The following is an 18,484-nucleotide window of genomic DNA, read 5'->3' as shown; positions in this document are numbered from 1 at the left end:
GTCAGAGCACCTCCGCGTAGACGTCCAGAATGCGCGCGGTCACCGATTCGATGGAGAGGCTGGCGACGACGAACTCCCGCCCGGCGCGCCCCAGACGCTGCCGCTCGGCCTCGTTGCCGGGGGCCAGCAGGCCGGCGATGTCCGCGGCCAGCACCGCCGGGTTCAGGGGCGTGCCGCCCTCCCTGGCAGTGAAGTTGGACCCGGCGTACAGCGGGATCCGCTCGGGCGTGAGGATGCCCCGGTAGCCGCCCTCGCCGGCGATGATCACCGGCCGCTCGCAGAGCATGGCCTCGGTGGCGGTGCGGGCCACGGCGACCACGCAGTCGGCCAGGTTGAAGAAGGCGGGCACGTCCAGCCGGTGGCCCACCGCCCGCGCGGCCTCCCGGCCCAGCCGGCGGTTCACCTCGTCGGCGAGGCGGGCCACCTCGGCGTACCGGTTGCCGTCGCCCAGGATCCAGAGCCGGATGGTCGGGAACTGCTCGTTCAGCCGGGGCAGGGCCTGCAGCAGCGCCACGGCCGTATCGGCGAACTCGTCGGTCAGCCGGCTGGCGTGCACGACGTGCGGCCCCGTCCGGTCGACGCCCAGCTCCCGGAGCAGCGGGGCGATGTCGAGCCCCGGCCGGAACTCGCCGGTCTCGAAGCCGTTGGGGATGACCCGGATGATCGCGGGCGGCGCGCCCAGCGGCCCCTCCAGGTGGCGGCGCACGTCCTCGCTCACGGCGATGGCGCGCTGGCCGAAGGTCGTCAGGTACTTCCAGGGGAAGCCGGCGTTGTACACCCCGTGGTAGGTGGTGACCAGCGGAATGCCCTTCCCCCGCACCGCCAGCGCGCACAGCCACGCGGGGATGCGGGCGTGGGCGTGGATGAGCCCGATCTGGTGCTCGGCGATCAGCCGGCGCAGCCGCCGGTAAGCGCGCGCCATGGCCAGCGGGTTTCGGCTGGCCATCGGCACGACGATATGGGGGATCCCGCGCTCCTCGAGCAGGGGCACCATGCGACCGCCCGCCGAAGCCACCACCACGCGGTGCCCGCGCCGGTGCAGCTCACGCGCGAGGCTGATCACATGGGTTTCCGCCCCGCCCAGGTCGAGGGCCATGGCAGCGAGCAGGATGTTGGGCATGTCTGTCGTCAAGGCGCTCCGTCACCCCCAGCGCGCGGGCTGTCCAGGCTATTGTACATTCCACACATTAATGGGACAAGGCGGGCGGTGCCGCGGCCCCCTGCTGCCGCATCGCCTCGTACGCGAGCAGGGAGGCGGCCACGCCGGCGTTCAGCGACTCGGTGGGCCCGGCCATCGGAATGGAGACGACCCCGTCGGCCAGCGCCCGGGCCTCCGGAGAGGGGCCGGCGGCCTCGCTGCCCACCACGACCGCCGCACCCCGGGCCAGGTCCACCGCCCAGGGGGCGAGGGCGCCCCCCGCCTCGGCCAGGTAGATGCGCCGGCCGGCGGCCCGCAGCCCGGCGAGCGCGTCTCCGATCGGCCGTTTCACGACCGGCAGCCGGAAAAGCGAGCCCATCGCGCCCCGCACCACCTTGGGGTTGTAGGGGTCCACCCCGCCGGCGACCACCGCGCCGCCGCCGCCCATCGCCTCCAGGGAGCGGATCGCCGTGCCCAGGTTCCCGGGGTCCTGCAGGCCGTCCAGGACCAGCACCAGCCCCGGCCCCAGGTCGTCCAGGGTCCGGGAAAGGGGCCGGAAGACGCCCACGACCCCCTGCGGGGTCCGGGTGTCGGCCGCCCGCTCCAGCGCCTCCGGCGTCACCGGGTGCAGCGGCACCCCGCGCGCCGCGGCGGTGCGCAGCAGTTCCGCACCACGGGGACGCTCCGCCAGTTCGGGGGTGTAAAGCAGGTACGCGACCTCCACGCCGGCGGCCAGCGCCTCCTCCACCAGCCGCACGCCCTCCATGTGGGCCAGGCCCGACTCCTCGCGCGCACGCCGCTCCCGGGCGAGCTCCCGGGCCTGCCTGACCAGGGCGTGCTTGGGGCCCAGCGGCGTTTCCGCTCTCGTCATCCCTTCTGCAGCGTCCTTTCCAATTGCTTCACGCCCTCTTTGCTGCCCAGCAGCACCAAGGTGTCGCCGGGCCGGATGACATCGGTGGCCAGCGGCGCCGCGTTGATGTGCTCGCCGGACTTCAGCGCGAGCACCGAGATGCCGAACTGCGCCCGCAGGTTGGCCTCCCGCAGGGTCCTGCCGGCCAGGGCCGGCGGCGCCGCCATCTCCATGATGGTGTAGTCGGGCGAAAGCTCGATGTAGTCGATCTCGCTGCCGGTCATCAGCGAGTGGGCCAGCCGGGCGCCCATCTCCCGCTCGGGGTAGATCACCCGGTCCGCCCCCACCTTCGCCAGGGTGCGCCCGTGCAGCTCGCTGCGCGCCTTGGCCACCACCAGCGGCACCCCATGCTCCTTCAGGAGCACGGTGGTCAGGATGGAGGCCTCCACGTCGCTGCCGATGGCGACGACGCCGACGTCGAAGTTGCGCAACCCCAGGGCGCGCAGCGCCTCCTCGTCGGTGGAGTCGCAGGCGACGGCGTGGGTCAGCTCCGGCGCGAAGTGGTCGACCAGGTCCTGGTTCGCGTCGATGCCCAGCACCTCGTGGCCCATCTTCTCCAGGTGCAGGGCCACGGTGGAGCCGAACCGGCCGAGGCCCACCACGACGATGGTCTTCCGGGTCACCCGATCATCACCCGCTCTTCCGGATAGTCGATGTTCACCCGCTCCCGCCGCCGCTGGGCCAGGGCCACCGCAGCGGTGAGCGGCCCGATGCGGCCGACGTACATGGTCACCGTCAGCAGGAGCCGGCCGGCCATGCTCAGGTGCGGGGTGACGCCGGTGGACAGCCCCATGGTGGTGAAGGCAGATGTGCTCTCGAATAAGACGTCGGCCGCGCCGAACGGGTTTCCGGGCGCGGTGACGAGGTGCCCCTCGGTCACGAGGAGAAGCCCGCCCACCGCGACGATCACGGCCATGGACATCGCCACGATGGCGATCGCCCGGTCCAGCAGCTCCCGGGGCAGCCGCCGGCCCATCGCCTGAATGTCCTCGGTGCCCCGCACCGTGGCCCGCACCGCCAGGGCGATGACCGCGAAGGTGGTGGTGCGGATGCCGCCGCCGGTGCCGCCGGGGGAGCCGCCGATGAACATGAGCACCATGGCCAGGAGCAGCGCCGCGGAGGCCATGCCGGCCGTGGGAATCGACTCAAAGCCCGCGGTGCGGAACGTGACCGCAGTGAAGAAGGCATTGAGCAGCTTCTCCGGCACCGGCAGCCCGCCCAGCGTGGCCGGGTTGCCCCACTCCAGCGCCAGCACCAGCAGCGTGGCTGCGCCCACGAGCACGCCCGTGACGGCCAGCACCAGCTTGGTCTGCAGGCTGAACCGCTCCCACCGCCTGTGGTGCCACACGTCCTGCAGCACCACGAAGCCCATGCCGCCCATCAGGATCAGGCCCGCCATCACCAGCAGGACAGCCGGGTCGTGCTGGAACGGGCGCAGGGACCGGGAGGTGAGGTCGAAACCCGCGTTGTTGAACGCCGTGATGGAGTGGAAGATGCCGAAGTAGAGCGCCTGCGCCGGGGGATAGTAGGCGAGGAAGCGCAGGGAGAGCAGCGCAGCCCCGATCGCCTCGACGGCCAGGGTGCCGGCGATGATGGTGCGGGTGAGCCGCACCACCCCGGCGATGGAGAGGGAGCCCAGCGCCTCCTGCATCATCAGCCGCTCGTGCAGGCCGATGCGCCGGCCCGTGAGCAGGAACATCAGCGCCGACAGACTCATGATGCCCAGGCCGCCCGCCTGGACCAGCAGCAGGAGCACGACCTCGCCGAAGGCGCTGAAGGTGGTGGACACGTCCACCACGGCCAGGCCGGTGACGCAGACGGCCGACGTGGCCATGAACAACGCATCCGTCAAGGACAACCGGTGGCCGGGCTCGTGGGCGACGGGCAGGGCCAGCAGGACGGTGCCGATGAGGATCAGCAGCGCAAACCCCGCCGCCAGGGCCTGCGGCGGCGTAAACGTCGGCCCCCTCCTCCGGTGCTGCAGTGCCATTCTCCGCCCCCCTACTCGCCCTGGAGCCGGGTGATGCCGGCTGCGCTGCCGATGACCACCATGATGTCGCCCTCCGCGATGCGCTCCTCGGCCCGCGGGGAGACGATGACCCGCTGCCCGCGCTTGATGGCCATCACGTTCAGGCCGAAGCGGTGGGGCAGGTCCAGGTCCCGCAGGCTCTTGCCCAGCACCGACCGGGGCGGCGCAAGCTCGGCCAGCCCGTACTCGTCGGAGAGACGGACGTAGTCGATGATGCCGCCGGTGGCGATGTTGCTGGCGACCCGGATGCCCATGTCGCGCTGCGGATACACCACCCGGTCGACCCCGAGCCGCTTCAGGATCCGGCCGTGGGCCTCGTCCTGCGCCTGGGCCACCAGGTACGGCACGCCCAGGTCCCGGCAGTTGAGCACGGTGAGGACGCTGGACTCCACGTTGTCGCCGATCGCGACCACCACGGTGTCGAACTCGTGGATGCGCAGGGCCCTGAGCACCGCCGGATCGGTGCCGTCGGCCCGCACCACCCGGGGCAGGACCGCGGCCAGCTCGTCCACCCGGTCGGCATCGACGTCCACGGCCAGCACGTGCTGGCCCGCGCCCGTCAGCTCCTGCGCCAGACTGGCGCCGAACCGCCCCAGCCCAATGACAGCATATCGCTTCGCCATGACGGCTACTCCCTTCGGGCCGCAGTCGTGCGACCGAGTACAGGAAATCCCGCACAGCAGACGAAAGCCCACCCTCTCGGGTGGGCGTCGGGGCCTGCTAGAGGCTGGCCTTGGCCTTCTCCACCAGAGCGGAGAAACCGGCGGCGTCGTTCACCGCGATGTCGGCCAGGACCTTGCGGTTGAGCTGGACGCCGGCCTTGTTGAGGCCATTGATGAACTGGCTGTAGGTCAGACCGTTCATGCGGGCGGCGGCGTTGATGCGGGCGATCCAGAGCCGGCGGAAGTTGCGCTTCCGCTGCCGCCGGTCGCGCCGGGCGTAGAACAGCGCCTTCATGACGGTCTCGTTGGCGGGCCGGAAGTGCTTGCTCCGGGCGCCGTAGTAACCCTTGGCCAGCTTCAGGATCTTCTTATGACGAGCACGGGTGGTCTTCCCGGGCTTGGTGCGCGCCATGTTGCTCTCCTCCTATGACACGTCCCGGAGCCCCCGCTCCGGCACGCGCGGACTTCTATGGGGTTAGTGGGGCAGAATCTCCCGGATGTTCTTCTGGAAGGACTTGGACAGGACGAGGTTGCGCTTCAGGGCGCGGATCCTGTTCTCCTTCTTGTGGGTGTTCTTGTGGTGCTTGTTGCTGGGGTAATGCTTCACCAGGCCGCTGCCGGTCAGCTTGAACCGCTTGGCAGCGCCGCGATGGGACTTCATCTTCGGCATGGGCGGTTACTCCTCCTTATTTTTCCTGGCCCTGCTGGGCTGCTTTGGGTTCGAGATTGGCCTTGGGCGCGAGGATCATGATCATGTTCCGGCCTTCCAGGCGCGGCGGCCGCTCGACCACGCAGATGTCCTTGACGGTCTCCAGCAGCCGGTCCAGGACCTCCTTGCCCAGCTGCGCGTGCACGACCTCGCGGCCACGGAACATGATCGTGGCCTTCACCTTGTCGCCGTCCCGCAGGAACGACTCGGCCTGGCGCTGGCGAACCGCGAAGTCATGATCATCAATGTTGGGCCGCATCTTGACCTCTTTGATGGTGATGACCTTCTGCTTCTTGCGCGCCTCGCGCTCCCGCTTCGCCTGCTCGTACTTGTACCGACCGTAGTCCATCAGCTTACAGACCGGCGGCTTCGCGTTGGGCGCCACCTCGACCAGGTCGAGGCCGCGCTCCTGCGCGATGCGGAACGCCTCCCGCGAGGAGAACACGCCCAGCTGCTCACCGTTCTCATCGATGAGCCGAACCTCGCGGGCCCTGACCATCTCGTTCACCCGGAGCTGATCCTTGATACACGAACACCTCCTGACTGGTAGAACGGGCAGCCTCGTCCCAAAGCACACAGCAGAAACGGGTGGCCATTGGCCACCCGCGTCCAAAGCTGAGCTTGCAGCGCCGCCTGCTGCGGCGAATCCACGTACTCAACCTCGAAACCGTACCGACAACCGGCCGTACGGTGAGAAGCGGTGGCTTCTACTTCTGAGGTCCCGTTAATGCTTGCGTGGAGAGATTACCACGTCGTTCACGGGTTGTCAAGCATCGCCACGCGCGATTGCGCTGCCGGGGCCGCTGACCCGCCGCAGGCCGGGTCGCGGGGCCCTGCACCCTCGCCGCCCGACGTCACAGGGCAAGCGTCCCGCTGTCGGTGATCAGCATCTGCAGGATGCGCTCCTCCAGGCCGGTGTGGGCGTTCACGTACACCAGGTACGTCTCCTCCCCCAGGGTGCCCCGGAACTCCCAGCACAGCACCTCGCCGTCGCCGGCCTCCGTGGGGATCAGGGCGAGACGCGCCTCCTCCACCTGCAACTCGGGATTGACCGCCGCCCGGGCCTGCTCCCGGGTCACCGACGGCGTCAGCCCGCCCCGCTCCCGGTGGGACATCACGTAGCTGCGGGCGTCCACCCCCACCACCTCGCCGTTGTCCAGGGCGACGCGCACCTTCACCTGATCCGGGTAGATCCGGACGCCCCCGGGGGCATGCACGAACTGCACGGTGGCGAAGCCGTCGGCCACCTCGCCGTAGGTGGGCTCCATCTCGGACCAGCCGTGCGCCGCCAGGTACGCCAGTCCGGCCTCCCGGGCGTCCTCCAGGGTGAGCCGGGGCTCGCCGGCCGGCCGGGCGTTGATGTAGGAGACCAGGTGGCCCCCTTCCCGGGCGAGGTCCACCGTCACTGCGGGCCGGCCGCCGCCGGGCGGGAGCCGCACCGCGAAGACCGGCACGCGCCCGTTCCGCTCGGTCACCTCCAGCGCGTCGGCCGTGACGCCTTCGGGCAGGAAGGCCAACGCCCGGGCCCTCGCCTCCTCCGGGGTGATCGCGGGCCCGCCCATGGCCGGGGTCCGCTGCTCCAGGTGGTCGGAGAAGGGGCCGTCGTAGACCAGCACCGGCATCTGGTCCATCTGCGGGCCGACCTGGTTCAGCCCGGGCGGGATCAGGCTCTTCTGCGCCTGGTCCTGGGTGAGGTCCGCCCCGCCCGCGGCCCTGCGCTCCCGCCAGGCCGTGAACAGGTCCGAGAGGCCCACGCCGGCCTTGGCGAAGCGGAAACCCTCACTCACGGACGCCTGGCCGGTGTCCCGCAGGGTGGCGGTGAGATCGGTGGCCGCCTGGTACAGCCTGGCCAGCTCCTGGCGCTGGGCCTCGTCCATGGTCCGTCCGGCCGCCTCGTGGCGCACCACGCTGTAGGCGAAGTCGCCGATCTGGTTCAGGAACTTGCCCGTGGCCGCCCCCAACTCCTCGGGCAGCGGCAGGGCCATGAAGTTGGCCGCCGCCAGGCTGGCCCGCCGGTAGACCTCCCCCATGTAGAGGGCGTTCTGACGGGTGGACCCGGCCGCAAGGCTCTTGCCCATGAGCCCGCGCATGGCCTCGACGTGGCTGATCATCTCCGCGAAGTTCCGCTGCCGCTCGGCCTCCAGCTCATAGGCCAGGGCCTGGTACTGCCGGTACAGGTGGACCGTCCAGGCGCCCCAGACAGCCAGCACGCCGGCCGCCAGGAGGCCCAGGAGCGCGCCCCCGACCGGCCTGCTTCGCCGCATCTGCATTCCCCTTCCCGCCATCTTTGGTATCTCCCTTCGGTATCTGCCCGCGGACGGGCCCGCCGGGCGGGCCCGCCGCTTCCGTGATCACTTGGCGAACACGTGGTTGCCGATCTGGGTGATGATCTGACGCGTCCACACCCAGGAGGAGACCGGCTTGCTCGGGTTCCAGAAGAACACGGCGCCGTAGGTGGGATCCCAGCCGTTCACGGCATCGCGGGCGGCGCGCAGGTCGTCGGCGGTGGGCGGGGTGTTGTAGATGCGCCCGTTGCTGACCGACTCGAAGGCGTGGGGCTCGTAGATCACCCCCTCCAGGGTCTTCGGGAAGCGGGGGTCGGCGACCCGGTTGAGGAGTACGGCCGCCACCGCGACCTTGCCCTCGTAGGGCTCTGCCTCCGCCTCGGCCCGCACCACCCGCGCCAGCAGGTCGATGTTGACGCCCGGGCGCTGCGCGCCCGCCGACGCCGCCTGGGCGCCGCTATACCCGAGCGCAGCCCAGGTTTCGGGGCCCACCACACCGTCGACCGTGAGCCCGTTCTTCGACTGGAAGAAGCGCACCGCCTTCTCCGTGAGGGGGCCGAACCTGCCGTCCACCTGGCCCTCGTAGTAGCCCCAGTCTCTCAGCCGTTGCTGCACTTCCCGCACCGCATCCCCCGTCGCCCCCCGGCGCAGCGTGGGCCGGGCGGCAGCCTCGGCCTGCTCCGCGCCGCGGGGCAGGAGGCTCCACGCGCTCAACGCGATCAGAGAAAGGATCAGGAGCAAGGGGACTGCCGTCTTCCTGCGCACATCGGACCCTCCGTTTGCCGCTCGTCCGGATGCTGATCCTGCGGCTTCCGCCGCGGTGAGACTGTGGGTGCTAGTCTTCCCCTGCGCTCGGCCCGTATGTCGCCGACGAGCGCGCATGACAGAAAGAGGATTGCCGCCGACGGGTGGACGTGGCAGGCATAGGATTGTCGCACCGACCGACGTGCGTGACCGAAGGAGGATCGTTGCCGACGGGTACGGATAAGAGGCTTGTCATCGACAGGTGCGCGTGACGGGTCTGGGATTGTCGCCGATCGATGGGGGTGACAGAAGGAGGATCGTGGTCGACGGTACGCATAAGAGCCTTGTCGCCGACAGGTGCGCTTGCCGGGTTTGGGATTGCCGCCGACCGACGTGCGTGAAAGAAGGAGGATCGTCGCCGACGGGTACGCATAAGAGCCTTGTCGCCGACAGGCGCACGTGACGGGTATAGGATTGCCGCCCACCGATGTGCGTGAAAGAAGGAGGATCGTCGCCGACAGGTACGCATAAGAGCCTTGTCTCCTACAGGCGCACGTGACGGGTTTGGGATTGCCGCCGATCGATGTGCGTGAAAGAAGGAGGATCGTCGTCGACGGGTACGCATAAGAGCCTCGTCGCCGACAGGCGCACGTGACAGAAAGAGGATGCACCGCGACCGATGCCGGCGGACAGAATAAAGCACAGACGATGGCCCGCGCGGCGGCGCCATCGACGAAGACTCAAGTGAGGGATCTCGGCCATGAAGCGGCGGTACCGCCCGTACCTGCACGCCGTCGTGCTGACGGCAATCCTGATCGGCGCCCAACCCCGGCCGGCGGCCAGCCAACCCGTGCCTGCTGCGCTTGCGGCGGTGCCGCCCGCGTCCCAGGCCCGGCTGCGGGCGCCGGGACAGCGGTCCCCGGGGCAGCCGTCCCGGCCAGCCGAGCCCCGGCCATCGCCATCGCCCGATCCCGGGCAGCCGATCCGGGCGGCCGAACCTGGGCAGTCTCCCCCCGCGGCCGAGCCCGGCCAGTCGCGCCGGACACGCGAGCCTGGGCAGCCGCCACGTGCGCCCGAGCCCGGCCAACCGTCCCGGGCAGCCGAGCCTGGGCAGTCGCCTGCCCCGGCTCCATCGTCGGAGTCCCAGCCGGTAGATCCGCCGGAGCCGGAGAAGCCGGACCTCACGCCTCGGCTGCGGGAGATCTACGAGCGGAGAGCCCGGCGGTTTCTGACGGACTGGGAGGGACCGCCGCTGGAGGAGGACTTCCTACTGGAGCGGAAGACCGCCCAGTGGGCCCTGCTGCACGAGGAGGGGAAGTACAGGTACGTCAAGGCGTGGGCAGAGGCGCGCGGGGTCCGCTTCGTCGAGGCACGGACCAGGATCTGGGTGAAGGAGCTCAAGGTGACGGAGGACCGCGCCCGGTTCTACGTCGCACAGACGTTGCAGTTGGGGTATCAGTACCCGGGGGAGGAGGCGGTGAACCGGTTCGGCGTGGGCAGCCGGCACATCGTCGAGCTGCACCGGACGGCCGACGGCCGCTGGCTGATCGGGCTGGAGTGGTACTCCGACCCGCTGGGCGACGAGACGGAGGCGCCGGCGGAACTGCCCGCTCGCCGCTCCTCCGGTAACCGGGGCAACTCCGGGCTGCACGCCGTCACCGCCCTGGCGGCGCAGCGGTACGACCGCCGTGGTGCGGTGGAATACGCCGACACCTACTGCGGCCTGGCCGCCGGCTGCGGCAACGACCACAAGTACAACCCGAAGTTCCGCAACTACATGGGCGAGGGCGGCGACTGCGCCAACTTCGTCTCCCAGGCGCTCCGCTACGGGGGCAAGCTGCAGATGCCGCTGTTCACGAGGGCGGACGCCCTCATCGGCCACCTGCGGTACGCGGGCAAGGGTGACCTGGCGGTCCGGGGCGACTTCGGCACCGTGTGGCGGATCGCCGCCGGCCGGCCAGAGGGGTTTCGCTCCTTCCTGAAGCCCGGCGACGTGCTGGGCTACGAGGAGAAGGGCAAGATGACCCATGTGGCCCTGATCACCGGCTTCGACAGCCGGGGCTACCCGGTGGCCAACTCCCACACCGCCGATCGGTACCGCGTGCCGTTTGACCTGGGGTGGGACCGAAAGACAATCTACTGGTTCGTGGCCATGCGTGACTGAGTTCGAGGCGGAATGTGCACTCGCTCCCCACCGTCCAATGCACATTCCGCCTCGTCGCCATCACCCACTTGCCCCTGAACCCCCGAGTTCGAGGCGGATTGTGCACTCGCCCCTCACCGCTCACTGCACATTCCGCCTCGTCGCCATCACCCACTTGCCCCTGAACCCCCGAGTTCGAGGCGGATTGTGCACTCGCCCCCCACCGCCCACTGCACATTCCGCCTCCTCGCTTTCACCCACTTGCCCCTGAACCCCCGAGTTCGAGGCGGATTGTGCACTCGCCCCCCACCGCCCACTGCACATTCCGCCTCGTCGCCATCACCCACTTGCCCCCGATCCCCGAGTTCGAGGCGGATTGTGCACTCGCTCCCCACCGCTCACTGCACATTCCGCCTCGTCGACATTACTCACTTGCCCCCAAGCCCCGAGTTCGAGGCGGAATGTGCACTCGTCCCCCTCCGCTCACCGCACATTCCGCCTCCTCGCCGCCCTTACCGACCCGACCCCCGGGAACGGTTGCATACACCCGCAGTATCTAGAAGGAATTTCCATCTACGTGGCGAACGCAAATTCGGGTGATGCGCGTGAACGGACTGTACATGCCGAGCCAGGTAAAGGTGCCCGCCTTCATCCTGTTCCATGAACAGCTGGGCGCTTCGGCAAAGGTGGCGTGGGCGGGGCTTCAACTCCGGCCAAGAGGTCAGAACCACCTGAGCGAACTCTGCGGGCTCTCCCGCACCGCCATCAAACCCAGTTATAGACAGCTTGAGCAACTATCCCTGCTCAGACCCTGGACTTGCTCGAAGGGTCAACATGCTTACCTTCCCGTGGATCTGCTACGAAGCCGGTGTGTCATCGCACAGGCCAAGATCACGTACGGTGCCCTTCAGTTGGCGCCCACGTTCCGCGACGGTCAAGTGGAGATCACGGTCAACCAGATCGCGAGACTGACACGCTGCGATCCGAGCACCGCGCGGCGGGCGCTGCGCAGCCTGGTCGATGCGGGCTGGGTTGAGGTCCGCCGGTCCAGGCGGACGGGGCCGTTTCAGCTCATTCTCTCCAATCCCCAGCTCGACGCCCAGAAGAAGGCCATCGCCGAGATCAACCGCCGGTTGGAAAAGGCGCCGTACCGGGGTGAGGCCCTGATGCGCGAGTGGCTCACCCTGCTGATCGATCTGGACAACTTCGAGGACGACGCTTCGCCCGGGTTCCTCGTGAACCCCTACACCGGCGAAGAGATGCAGATTGACCGCTTCTACCCGCCCAACGCGGGGTTCGAGTTCAACGGTGCGCAGCACTACGGGCCGACGGCGCTGTACCCCAGCGAAGAGCAGGCGCGCAGACAGTTGGGACGCGACCTCATCAAACAGGCGATCTGCCTGCGGCGGGGGATTCACCTGGCCGTCGTTCACGCCGAAGACCTCTCCCTCCAGGGCATGCTGCGACGGATACCCGACTGCCTGCCCCGCCGCCGTCTGGACGGTCAGGAGCTCGTCATCGCCCACCTGGAGTCCCGAAGCCGGGACTACCAGCAGAGAACCCCCCTGCCCATGCCTGTGCCGAGATAAGCCGAGGGGCTGCCCCGAGCGTCATCTGCGATGACTCGGTGCAGCCCCGCTTGGTATGTTGGTCGTGTCTCCGTGCCGGCTGTCGCGGCTCTGGCGAGCCTCAATCGCCGACCTCCGTGGCGGCCTGCGCCGGCATCCGGCCCAGCTCCCGGGACCTCTCGGTGGCCCGGACGATCGCGCTGATGAGCGCCTGGGCGAAGCCGGCCTCCCGCAGCACCTGCAGGCCCGCCGCGGTGGTGCCCCCGGGCGAGGTCACCTGCTCTCGCAGCACGGCGGGGTCGGCCCCGGTGGTGGCCAGCGTCAGCGCCGCGCCCTTCAGCGTCTGCAGGGTCAGCGCCCGGGCCACCTCGGGGGCGAGGCCCACCGCCTCGCCGGCCTCGATCATTGCCTCGACGATGTAGTACACGTACGCGGGCCCGCTGCCGGAAAGGCCGGTCACGGCGTCCATCTGTTCCTCGGGCACGGTATACACCTGCCCGACGCTGGCCAGCATCTCGGTGACGAGCCGCATCGCCTCGGGCGTAGCCGCGCGGCCGAGGCAGACCGCCGTGGCCGACTCGCCCACCTGGCAGGAGGTGTTGGGCATCGCCCGTACGACCATCACCCCGTCGGCCACCCGCTCCTCGATGAACGACGTCGCGATCCCCGCAGCCAGGGAGAGCACGATCTGCCCCGGGCGGAACCGGCCACCCACCTCGGCCAGCAGACCGGCCACGTCCTTGGGCTTGCAGGCCAGCACCACCACCTGGCAGACGTCCACCACGTACCCCTTGCTCCCCGCCGTGCGCACGCCGTAGCGCCGGTTCAGGTCGGCCAGGCGCTCCCGATCGGAGCGGTTGCTCACCAGAACCTGTTCAGGCTGTACGACCCCGGCATTCAGCATGCCGCGGATCAGGGCCTCGGCGATCGCGCCCGCACCCAGAAATCCCACATTGCCCGTAAGCATCCGCTCCACCTCCGTTCTCGCTGCCTGCAGGGCCTTTCCGCCGGACGCAGGGTGTCTTGCCGTGACGCAAATCCAAACGCCCTTCGCCCAACCTGACGGAAGGGCGAAGGGCGTCGATCCTCCGCGGTACCACCTTCATTGGCCGCCTGCAGGGCGACCCACTCTGCCGGGCACTGCGACCCGTGGCCCGCTGTAACGGTCGGCCAGGCCGGGACGGCTCATCGCCGCCGGCTCCGGGGCGGGTTCGAGCGGCTCACGCCGACCCGGGCTCTCAGCTCCGCCCTCGGGCGGGCCCGGGCTCTCTGACCGGCGGAGGGGCGCTCTACTGTTCCCCATCCTCGCCTTTCGGTATTGAGTGCATCTTAGCAGTGAAACCCGGCCGCGTCAAGCCCTTTTTTCCTTTAGCGCGCGCAAGGCCCGGCTCACCCGGATGAACTCCTGCTCCAAAGCCTCGGCCTCCCCCTCCGGCGGGGCGGCCAGGGCCGCGCTGAGCTGCGCCAGCCGGGTCTCCAGGAGCAGGATCTCCTCTGCGGCATCCGGCGCCTTCTCGGTCCCGCCCCGCGCGGCGTACTCGGCGTAGGTGCCCCGGAAGAGCTCCAGCCGCCCGTCCGCGATGTGCAGGATGCGGTCGGCCAGCCGCTGCACCAGATAGCGGTCGTGAGAGACCAGGATCAGGGTACCCGGATAGTCGGCCAGCGCCTCCTCCACCCGCTCCCGGGAGGCGAGGTCCAGGCCGTTGGTGGGTTCGTCCAGCACCAGCAGGTCGGGCTCGGCCAGGAGGAGCTTCGCTACCGCCAGGCTTACCTTCTCGCCGCCCGAGAGCACCGCCACCCGCTTGTAGACCTCCTCCTCACGGAAGAGCAGGCACGCCAGCAGCGTGCGGATGCGGGCCTGGTCGGGGGCCGGGTTCCCGCCGCTGACCTCCTCCAGCACCGTGTGGCGGGGGTCGAGGGTTTCCAGTTCCTGCGCCAGGTAGCCGACCTTGACCGGCGCCACGTGCAGGCGGCCCTCCGTGGGCTTCAGCTCCCCGGTCAGCAGGCGGACCAGCGTGGTCTTGCCGCTGCCGTTGGAGCCCAGCACCGCGACCCGGTCCCCCCGCTGCAGGTAGAAGGAGGCGTCGCGGAAAAGCCAGCGCCGGCCGTCGTAGGTAAAGCCCAGGCCCTCGGCCAGCACCAGGTTGCGGGCCACATCGGTGCCGCCCCGCAGGGCCAGGTTGATGTGCTCCGGCTTCCGGGGCTTCTCCACCTTCATGCGCTCCAGCCGCCGCTCCCGCGCCTTGGCCACCCGCATGTGGTTGCGGGCCATGTTCCGGTCGATGCCCTTCTGGAACACGCTGGCGGTGGGATCGGGCTTGGCGTTGTGCGCCCGGTTCGCCCACTCCCGCTCCCGGCGGATCGCCGCCTCCAGCTGCTTCTTCTTGCGCACGTACTCCCGGTACTCGGCCTCGGCCCGCTCCCGTTCGGCCTGCTTCTGCCTGGCGTAGGCGGTGTAGTTTCCCGGGTACTCCCGGATGCGGCCGTTCTCCAGTTCGAGGATGCGGGTGACCACCTGGTCCAGGAAGTACCGGTCGTGGCTCACCACCAGGACCGTCCCCCGGTACCGGCGCAGGACGTCCTGCAGCCAGTCCAGCCCCTCGGTGTCCAGGTGGTTCGTGGGCTCGTCCAGCAACAGCAGTTCCGGGGACCCGGCAAGCACCTTCGCCAGCGCCGCCCGGGTCTTCTGCCCGCCGGAGAGCGCGCCGGCCGGGCGGCTGAGCAGGGAGCGGTCGATCCCGCAGCGGCCCAGCAGGGCGGGATCCACCGGCCCCAGCTGCTCGCCCAGCGGCCGGTCCGGATCCCACCGGTCCTCCTGGCTGAGGTAGGCCCACGCGGCGCCCGGGTGAATCCAGTGGAGCGTACCCTCGTCGGGCGCCAGCTCGCCGGCCAGGATGCGCAGGAGGGTGGACTTGCCGCAGCCGTTCCGCCCCACCAGCCCCACCCGCTCACCCTGTGCCAGGTCGAAGCTGACGCCGTCCAATACCGTTCGGTTGGCAAACTCCTTCCGCAGGTTGCGGACCTGTAACGTCATCATCGTGAACCGCCTCCTCCGTCATGGTCGGGGCGGTCCCGTGCACGGGCAAAGCAAAACAGGACCACGGGCCCTCCCGTGGTCCTGGTCTCCGCGATGGAATACCAAGTGCGTAACGCAAGCGCTGACAGGCGCCACCGTGACGGGACCGCTTCAAGCCGCGCCCGGTCCGCCGGCCAGCCGGCCGATGGTGCGGGCGCCGTATTCAGCTTAGAAAGCGGTCGTCCTCTTCACGGTCGTGTACCTCCGCCTGTGGCAACAGATTTCGTAACCAGTGTAGGGGTTGGAGCGGCGGAAGTCAAGGGAACGCTGAGCGGTGAGCCGTGGGCGGTGGGAAGAGGATCCTCCTGTGCGGCAGCGCCCCTGGAGAACCGGACCGGACGCCGCCGTAGCGGTCCAGGCCCGGGGCCTGACCATTCCCGCCTCCATCCGCAGCGCGCCGCGATCCCGTGCTCCAGGCTGCCGGCGTGAAGCGGCGGGGTCAAAAAGGGACCCGGCCGCCGCGCCTACTCGTTCTTCGGCTGCGCAAACCGGGCCAGGATGATCGAGAACTCGTAGAGGCCGTACAGCGGCACGAGGAAGATCATCATGGAGATGACATCGGGCGGGGAGAGCACGGCCGCCAGGATCATCAGGGCCAGGAAGGCGTACTTCCGCACCCGTCCCAGGAACTGGTGAGTCACCAGCCCGATCCGCGCCAGGATCAGCACCACCAGCGGCAGCTCGAAGGCGATGCCCAGCGGGTTGCAGATGCTGAGGATGAACGACAGGTAGTTGCTGGGCGTGACAGCCACCTCGACCAGCGACGCCTGTGCCATCGACTTGAAGAACTCTTTCGTGATGGGCACGACGATGAAGTAGCCGAAGGCCCAGCCGGCCAGGAACAACCCTGTGGCAAACGGCAGGCCGATGAAGAGCAGCCGCTTCTCCTCCGGCTTCAAGGCCGGCAGGATGAAGGCGATCACCTGGTAGAGCACCACGGGAAAGGCCAGCACCAGCCCCAGGATCAGCGCCAGCTTGATCTGCGTGATGAACGTGTCCGCGAAGTTGTACTGGATCAGCTGGACCCCTTCCGCCTTGGCCTGTTCCATGATGTGCTGGAAGACGGGCTGCGAGAGGAAAACCGCGGCGAAGAAGCCGATCGCGACGGCGATCAGCGACTTGATGATGCGCTCCCGCAGCTCGGTCAGGTGCTCCACGAGGGTCAGTTCTTTGTCCTGCATCGCGCCAAACTCTCCATTCCGGGTGACCCCTGCGCTTCAGGCGAAACTGCTCACCCCTGAAGTGTATCCCCTTTTTGCGGGCAGCGTCAATCCCAACCGGCGGCGGCCGCGCCCTACAGCCGGAACCGCCTGACCCGGGCCTGCAGTTCAGCGGCCGTCTGCCTCAGTTCCCGGGCCGACGAGGCCACCTGCTCCGCCGAAGCCGTCAGCTCCTCCACGGACGCCGAGACCTGCTCCGCGGCCGCGGCGTTCTCCTCGGACAGCCGGGCGATGCGGTTGACCGCGCTCGCCACCTCCGCGGCGCCTGCGTCCATCTCCTCGCTCATGGCGGTGTTCTCCTCGGTCATCGCCGCCACGGCGTTGAACGTGCGCATCGCAGCCGCGGCCCGCTCCTTCGCCTGACGGGCCTTCTCTGCGATGCGCTGCGCCTCCTCCGCCGCCTGCTGCACCGCGCCCAGGATCTCCTCCAGCGCGGAGCCGGCCTCGGCGGCCAACTGGTTCGTGGCGGCCAGCCGCTCGGTGCCCTGGGACATCGCCCGAACGGCCTCGGCGGTGCCGGTTTGGATGTTGCTGATGAGGTCCGCGATCTCCCGGGCCGACGCGGCGGACTGCTCGGCCAGCTTGCGGACCTCGTCCGCCACCACCGCGAAGCCCCGGCCGTGCTCGCCCGCCCGCGCGGCCTCGATCGCCGCGTTGAGCGCCAGCAGGTTGGTCTGGTCGGCGATGCTGGAGATGACATCGGTGATGGACCCCACCTGCTCCGAGAGCCGGTCCAGCTCCTGGATCCGGTCGGCGGAGGTTCCGACCACCGCCCCCACCTGCTCGATCTCCCTCAGGGCCCGCTCCACGACCGCCGCCGCGGCCCGCGCCCGCTGTTCGGTCTGCAGCGCCACCTGCGCCGTACCCGCCGCGCTCGCCGACATGCGCTGCAACTCTTCCGCCATGCGGACCTGGCGCGTCGCGGCCTCCTGGACCTCCACGGCCGACCCCCTGGAGCTGGCGGCGATCTGCTGAATGGCCCCCCGCAGCTGCTCGACGAGCTGGTTGGTCTGTGCCGTGCTGGTCGCCTGCTCCGAGCTGCCGGCGGCCACCTGGGTGATGGCCTGGGACGAGCCCGCCGCCGCCCGGGCTGCCTGATCCGCCGCCGCGGAGAGCTGCTCGGATGCGGACATCACCGTCTCGGACGCCGCGCCGATGTCCCGGACCATGGCGCGCAGGTTCCGGAGCATGGTGTTGAACGCCTCCACGGTCCGGCCCACCTCATCGCCGGAGTTCACGGGCAGCTCGCTGAGGCTCAGGTCGCCTCCGGCCATGCGGGTGGCAGCCTCGGCCAGCCGCTGGATCCGCTGCGTGATCGCCCGCGCCGCCACCACCGCGATGACCACGCCGGCGACCAGGCCCACGGCCATCGTGACCAGCAGCCCGATCTGCATCCGCGCCGCGTCGGCCCGCACCGTGTTGCGGGTCTCCGCGGCGTTGCGGCTGACCTTGACGATGATGGCGTCCGCCACGTCAAGCATGTCGTTCATCTTGGGATAGGCTTCGTCGCGCAGCACTGCGGCGGCCTGCTCCCGGTCACCGCGGCGCACCAGGCTCTCGACCTGCTGGAGGATGGCATCGTACTCGACCTGGGTGGCCTGGATCGAGCGGAACTGGTTGCGCGTCTCTTCGACATTTGCGGTCGCGATCATGCGGTCCAGGGTGGCCATCAGATCGGCCGAGGCCGCCTCCAGGCTGTCCAGCGCCTGCTCGTCGGCGAAGATGATGAAGTCCCGGATGTACGCCAGCTGCAGCAGAAGGTCAGCCTTGATTTCCCGGCTCCCGTCGACCAGCGTCTCCCGTCGTTCGATGGTCGTCACAGACGAGATGACGTCCTCCATCGAGAGGTAGCTCCAGATCCCGACAGTACACAGCAAAAGGATCACGACGAACAGTGCGAAGAGTACCTTGGCGAAGATGCTGGCACGGGTCCGAAGATGTGTCTGCATAGAGACCCCTCCTGTGAACGTTGCTGCAGCCACCCGCCGCGACGGATAGCA

Annotated in this window: 16 protein-coding genes; 2 read left to right on the top strand and 14 right to left on the bottom strand. The window is 69.4% G+C overall.

Annotation, left to right across the window (positions count from 1 at the left end; translation table 11 throughout):
- Window position 1: 1 nt before the first annotated feature.
- The 10 genes from STH_RS05605 to sleB all read right to left on the bottom strand — a co-directional run bounded on the left by STH_RS05605 (window position 2) and on the right by sleB (window position 8,498).
- Entirely contained in the window at window positions 2-1,132 is a 1,131-nt protein-coding gene (locus STH_RS05605) for a glycosyltransferase family 4 protein (protein WP_148205495.1), read from the bottom strand.
- A gap of 55 nt (window positions 1,133-1,187) precedes the next feature.
- Window positions 1,188-2,009, bottom strand: a complete 822-nt coding sequence (locus tag STH_RS05600; RefSeq protein WP_011195229.1) for a TrmH family RNA methyltransferase — start codon at window positions 2,007-2,009, stop codon at window positions 1,188-1,190.
- Window positions 2,006-2,671 (bottom strand): potassium channel family protein, encoded by a 666-nt coding sequence (locus STH_RS05595; protein ID WP_011195228.1) that lies wholly within the window; start codon window positions 2,669-2,671, stop codon window positions 2,006-2,008. Before STH_RS05595 ends, STH_RS05600 begins: the two co-directional genes overlap by 4 nt.
- Complete coding sequence (locus tag STH_RS05590) at window positions 2,668-4,038, bottom strand: TrkH family potassium uptake protein (RefSeq protein WP_011195227.1); 1,371 nt, start codon at window positions 4,036-4,038, stop codon at window positions 2,668-2,670. The genes STH_RS05595 and STH_RS05590 overlap by 4 nt, the downstream gene beginning before the upstream one ends.
- 11 nt (window positions 4,039-4,049) lie before the next feature.
- The gene (locus STH_RS05585; RefSeq protein WP_011195226.1) at window positions 4,050-4,700 is read right to left on the bottom strand and encodes a potassium channel family protein; all 651 of its coding nucleotides are present in this window, start codon (window positions 4,698-4,700) and stop codon (window positions 4,050-4,052) included.
- Between the two features lie 97 nt (window positions 4,701-4,797).
- Window positions 4,798-5,151, bottom strand: coding sequence for a 50S ribosomal protein L20 (gene rplT / locus STH_RS05580; RefSeq protein ID WP_011195225.1), 354 nt, complete (start codon window positions 5,149-5,151; stop codon window positions 4,798-4,800).
- 63 nt (window positions 5,152-5,214) lie between these two features.
- Window positions 5,215-5,409 carry a 50S ribosomal protein L35 gene (gene rpmI, locus STH_RS05575; protein ID WP_011195224.1) on the bottom strand — a complete coding sequence of 65 codons (195 nt, stop codon included), beginning with the start codon at window positions 5,407-5,409 and terminating at the stop codon, window positions 5,215-5,217.
- A gap of 16 nt (window positions 5,410-5,425) precedes the next feature.
- Complete coding sequence (infC, locus tag STH_RS05570) at window positions 5,426-5,956, bottom strand: translation initiation factor IF-3 (protein WP_173355293.1); 531 nt, start codon at window positions 5,954-5,956, stop codon at window positions 5,426-5,428.
- 346 nt (window positions 5,957-6,302) lie between these two features.
- Window positions 6,303-7,712: a germination protein YpeB gene (gene ypeB, locus STH_RS05565; RefSeq protein ID WP_158506851.1), complete on the bottom strand. Its 1,410-nt coding sequence runs from the start codon at window positions 7,710-7,712 to the stop codon at window positions 6,303-6,305.
- A gap of 87 nt (window positions 7,713-7,799) precedes the next feature.
- Window positions 7,800-8,498, bottom strand: a complete 699-nt coding sequence (sleB, locus tag STH_RS05560; protein ID WP_043713542.1) for a spore cortex-lytic enzyme — start codon at window positions 8,496-8,498, stop codon at window positions 7,800-7,802.
- A 739-nt stretch (window positions 8,499-9,237) separates the two neighbouring features.
- Between sleB and STH_RS16990 the strand changes: the two genes are divergently transcribed.
- Both STH_RS16990 and STH_RS05550 read left to right on the top strand, forming a co-directional pair.
- On the top strand, window positions 9,238-10,641 hold the full coding sequence (locus STH_RS16990) for an amidase domain-containing protein (protein WP_011195220.1): 1,404 nt from the start codon (window positions 9,238-9,240) through the stop codon (window positions 10,639-10,641).
- A gap of 827 nt (window positions 10,642-11,468) precedes the next feature.
- Window positions 11,469-12,209: a winged helix-turn-helix domain-containing protein gene (locus STH_RS05550; protein WP_242654579.1), complete on the top strand. Its 741-nt coding sequence runs from the start codon at window positions 11,469-11,471 to the stop codon at window positions 12,207-12,209.
- Window positions 12,210-12,309: 100 nt separating this feature from the next.
- Here STH_RS05550 and proC read toward each other — a convergent pair whose 3' ends face one another.
- The 4 genes from proC to STH_RS05530 all read right to left on the bottom strand — a co-directional run bounded on the left by proC (window position 12,310) and on the right by STH_RS05530 (window position 18,433).
- The gene (gene proC, locus STH_RS05545) at window positions 12,310-13,155 is read right to left on the bottom strand and encodes a pyrroline-5-carboxylate reductase (RefSeq protein WP_043713536.1); all 846 of its coding nucleotides are present in this window, start codon (window positions 13,153-13,155) and stop codon (window positions 12,310-12,312) included.
- 384 nt (window positions 13,156-13,539) lie between these two features.
- Window positions 13,540-15,225 (bottom strand): ribosomal protection-like ABC-F family protein, encoded by a 1,686-nt coding sequence (abc-f, locus tag STH_RS05540; protein ID WP_011195217.1) that lies wholly within the window; start codon window positions 15,223-15,225, stop codon window positions 13,540-13,542.
- Window positions 15,226-15,728: 503 nt separating this feature from the next.
- On the bottom strand, window positions 15,729-16,445 hold the full coding sequence (gene tatC / locus STH_RS05535) for a twin-arginine translocase subunit TatC (RefSeq protein WP_011195216.1): 717 nt from the start codon (window positions 16,443-16,445) through the stop codon (window positions 15,729-15,731).
- Window positions 16,446-16,558: 113 nt separating this feature from the next.
- Window positions 16,559-18,433, bottom strand: a complete 1,875-nt coding sequence (locus STH_RS05530; RefSeq protein ID WP_043713533.1) for a methyl-accepting chemotaxis protein — start codon at window positions 18,431-18,433, stop codon at window positions 16,559-16,561.
- Window positions 18,434-18,484 lie beyond the last annotated feature (51 nt).

It is taken from the genome of Symbiobacterium thermophilum IAM 14863, assembly GCF_000009905.1.
Taxonomy (GTDB): domain Bacteria; phylum Bacillota; class Sulfobacillia; order Symbiobacteriales; family Symbiobacteriaceae; genus Symbiobacterium; species Symbiobacterium thermophilum.
This window is presented reverse-complemented; position numbering and strand designations above follow the sequence as displayed.

What these genes read in the sequence shown, in the direction of transcription:
- STH_RS05600 (WP_011195229.1), bottom strand. Translation starts at nt 2,009, where the DNA reads ATGACGAGAGCGGAAACGCCGCTGGGCCCCAAGCACGCCCTGGTCAGG.
- STH_RS05590 (WP_011195227.1), bottom strand. Translation starts at nt 4,038, where the DNA reads ATGGCACTGCAGCACCGGAGGAGGGGGCCGACGTTTACGCCGCCGCAG.
- STH_RS05585 (WP_011195226.1), bottom strand. Translation starts at nt 4,700, where the DNA reads ATGGCGAAGCGATATGCTGTCATTGGGCTGGGGCGGTTCGGCGCCAGT.
- rplT (WP_011195225.1), bottom strand. Translation starts at nt 5,151, where the DNA reads ATGGCGCGCACCAAGCCCGGGAAGACCACCCGTGCTCGTCATAAGAAG.
- rpmI (WP_011195224.1), bottom strand. Translation starts at nt 5,409, where the DNA reads ATGCCGAAGATGAAGTCCCATCGCGGCGCTGCCAAGCGGTTCAAGCTG.
- ypeB (WP_158506851.1), bottom strand. Translation starts at nt 7,712, where the DNA reads ATGCGGCGAAGCAGGCCGGTCGGGGGCGCGCTCCTGGGCCTCCTGGCG.
- STH_RS16990 (WP_011195220.1), top strand. Translation starts at nt 9,238, where the DNA reads ATGAAGCGGCGGTACCGCCCGTACCTGCACGCCGTCGTGCTGACGGCA.
- proC (WP_043713536.1), bottom strand. Translation starts at nt 13,155, where the DNA reads ATGCTTACGGGCAATGTGGGATTTCTGGGTGCGGGCGCGATCGCCGAG.
- abc-f (WP_011195217.1), bottom strand. Translation starts at nt 15,225, where the DNA reads ATGATGACGTTACAGGTCCGCAACCTGCGGAAGGAGTTTGCCAACCGA.
- tatC (WP_011195216.1), bottom strand. Translation starts at nt 16,445, where the DNA reads ATGCAGGACAAAGAACTGACCCTCGTGGAGCACCTGACCGAGCTGCGG.
- STH_RS05530 (WP_043713533.1), bottom strand. Translation starts at nt 18,433, where the DNA reads ATGCAGACACATCTTCGGACCCGTGCCAGCATCTTCGCCAAGGTACTC.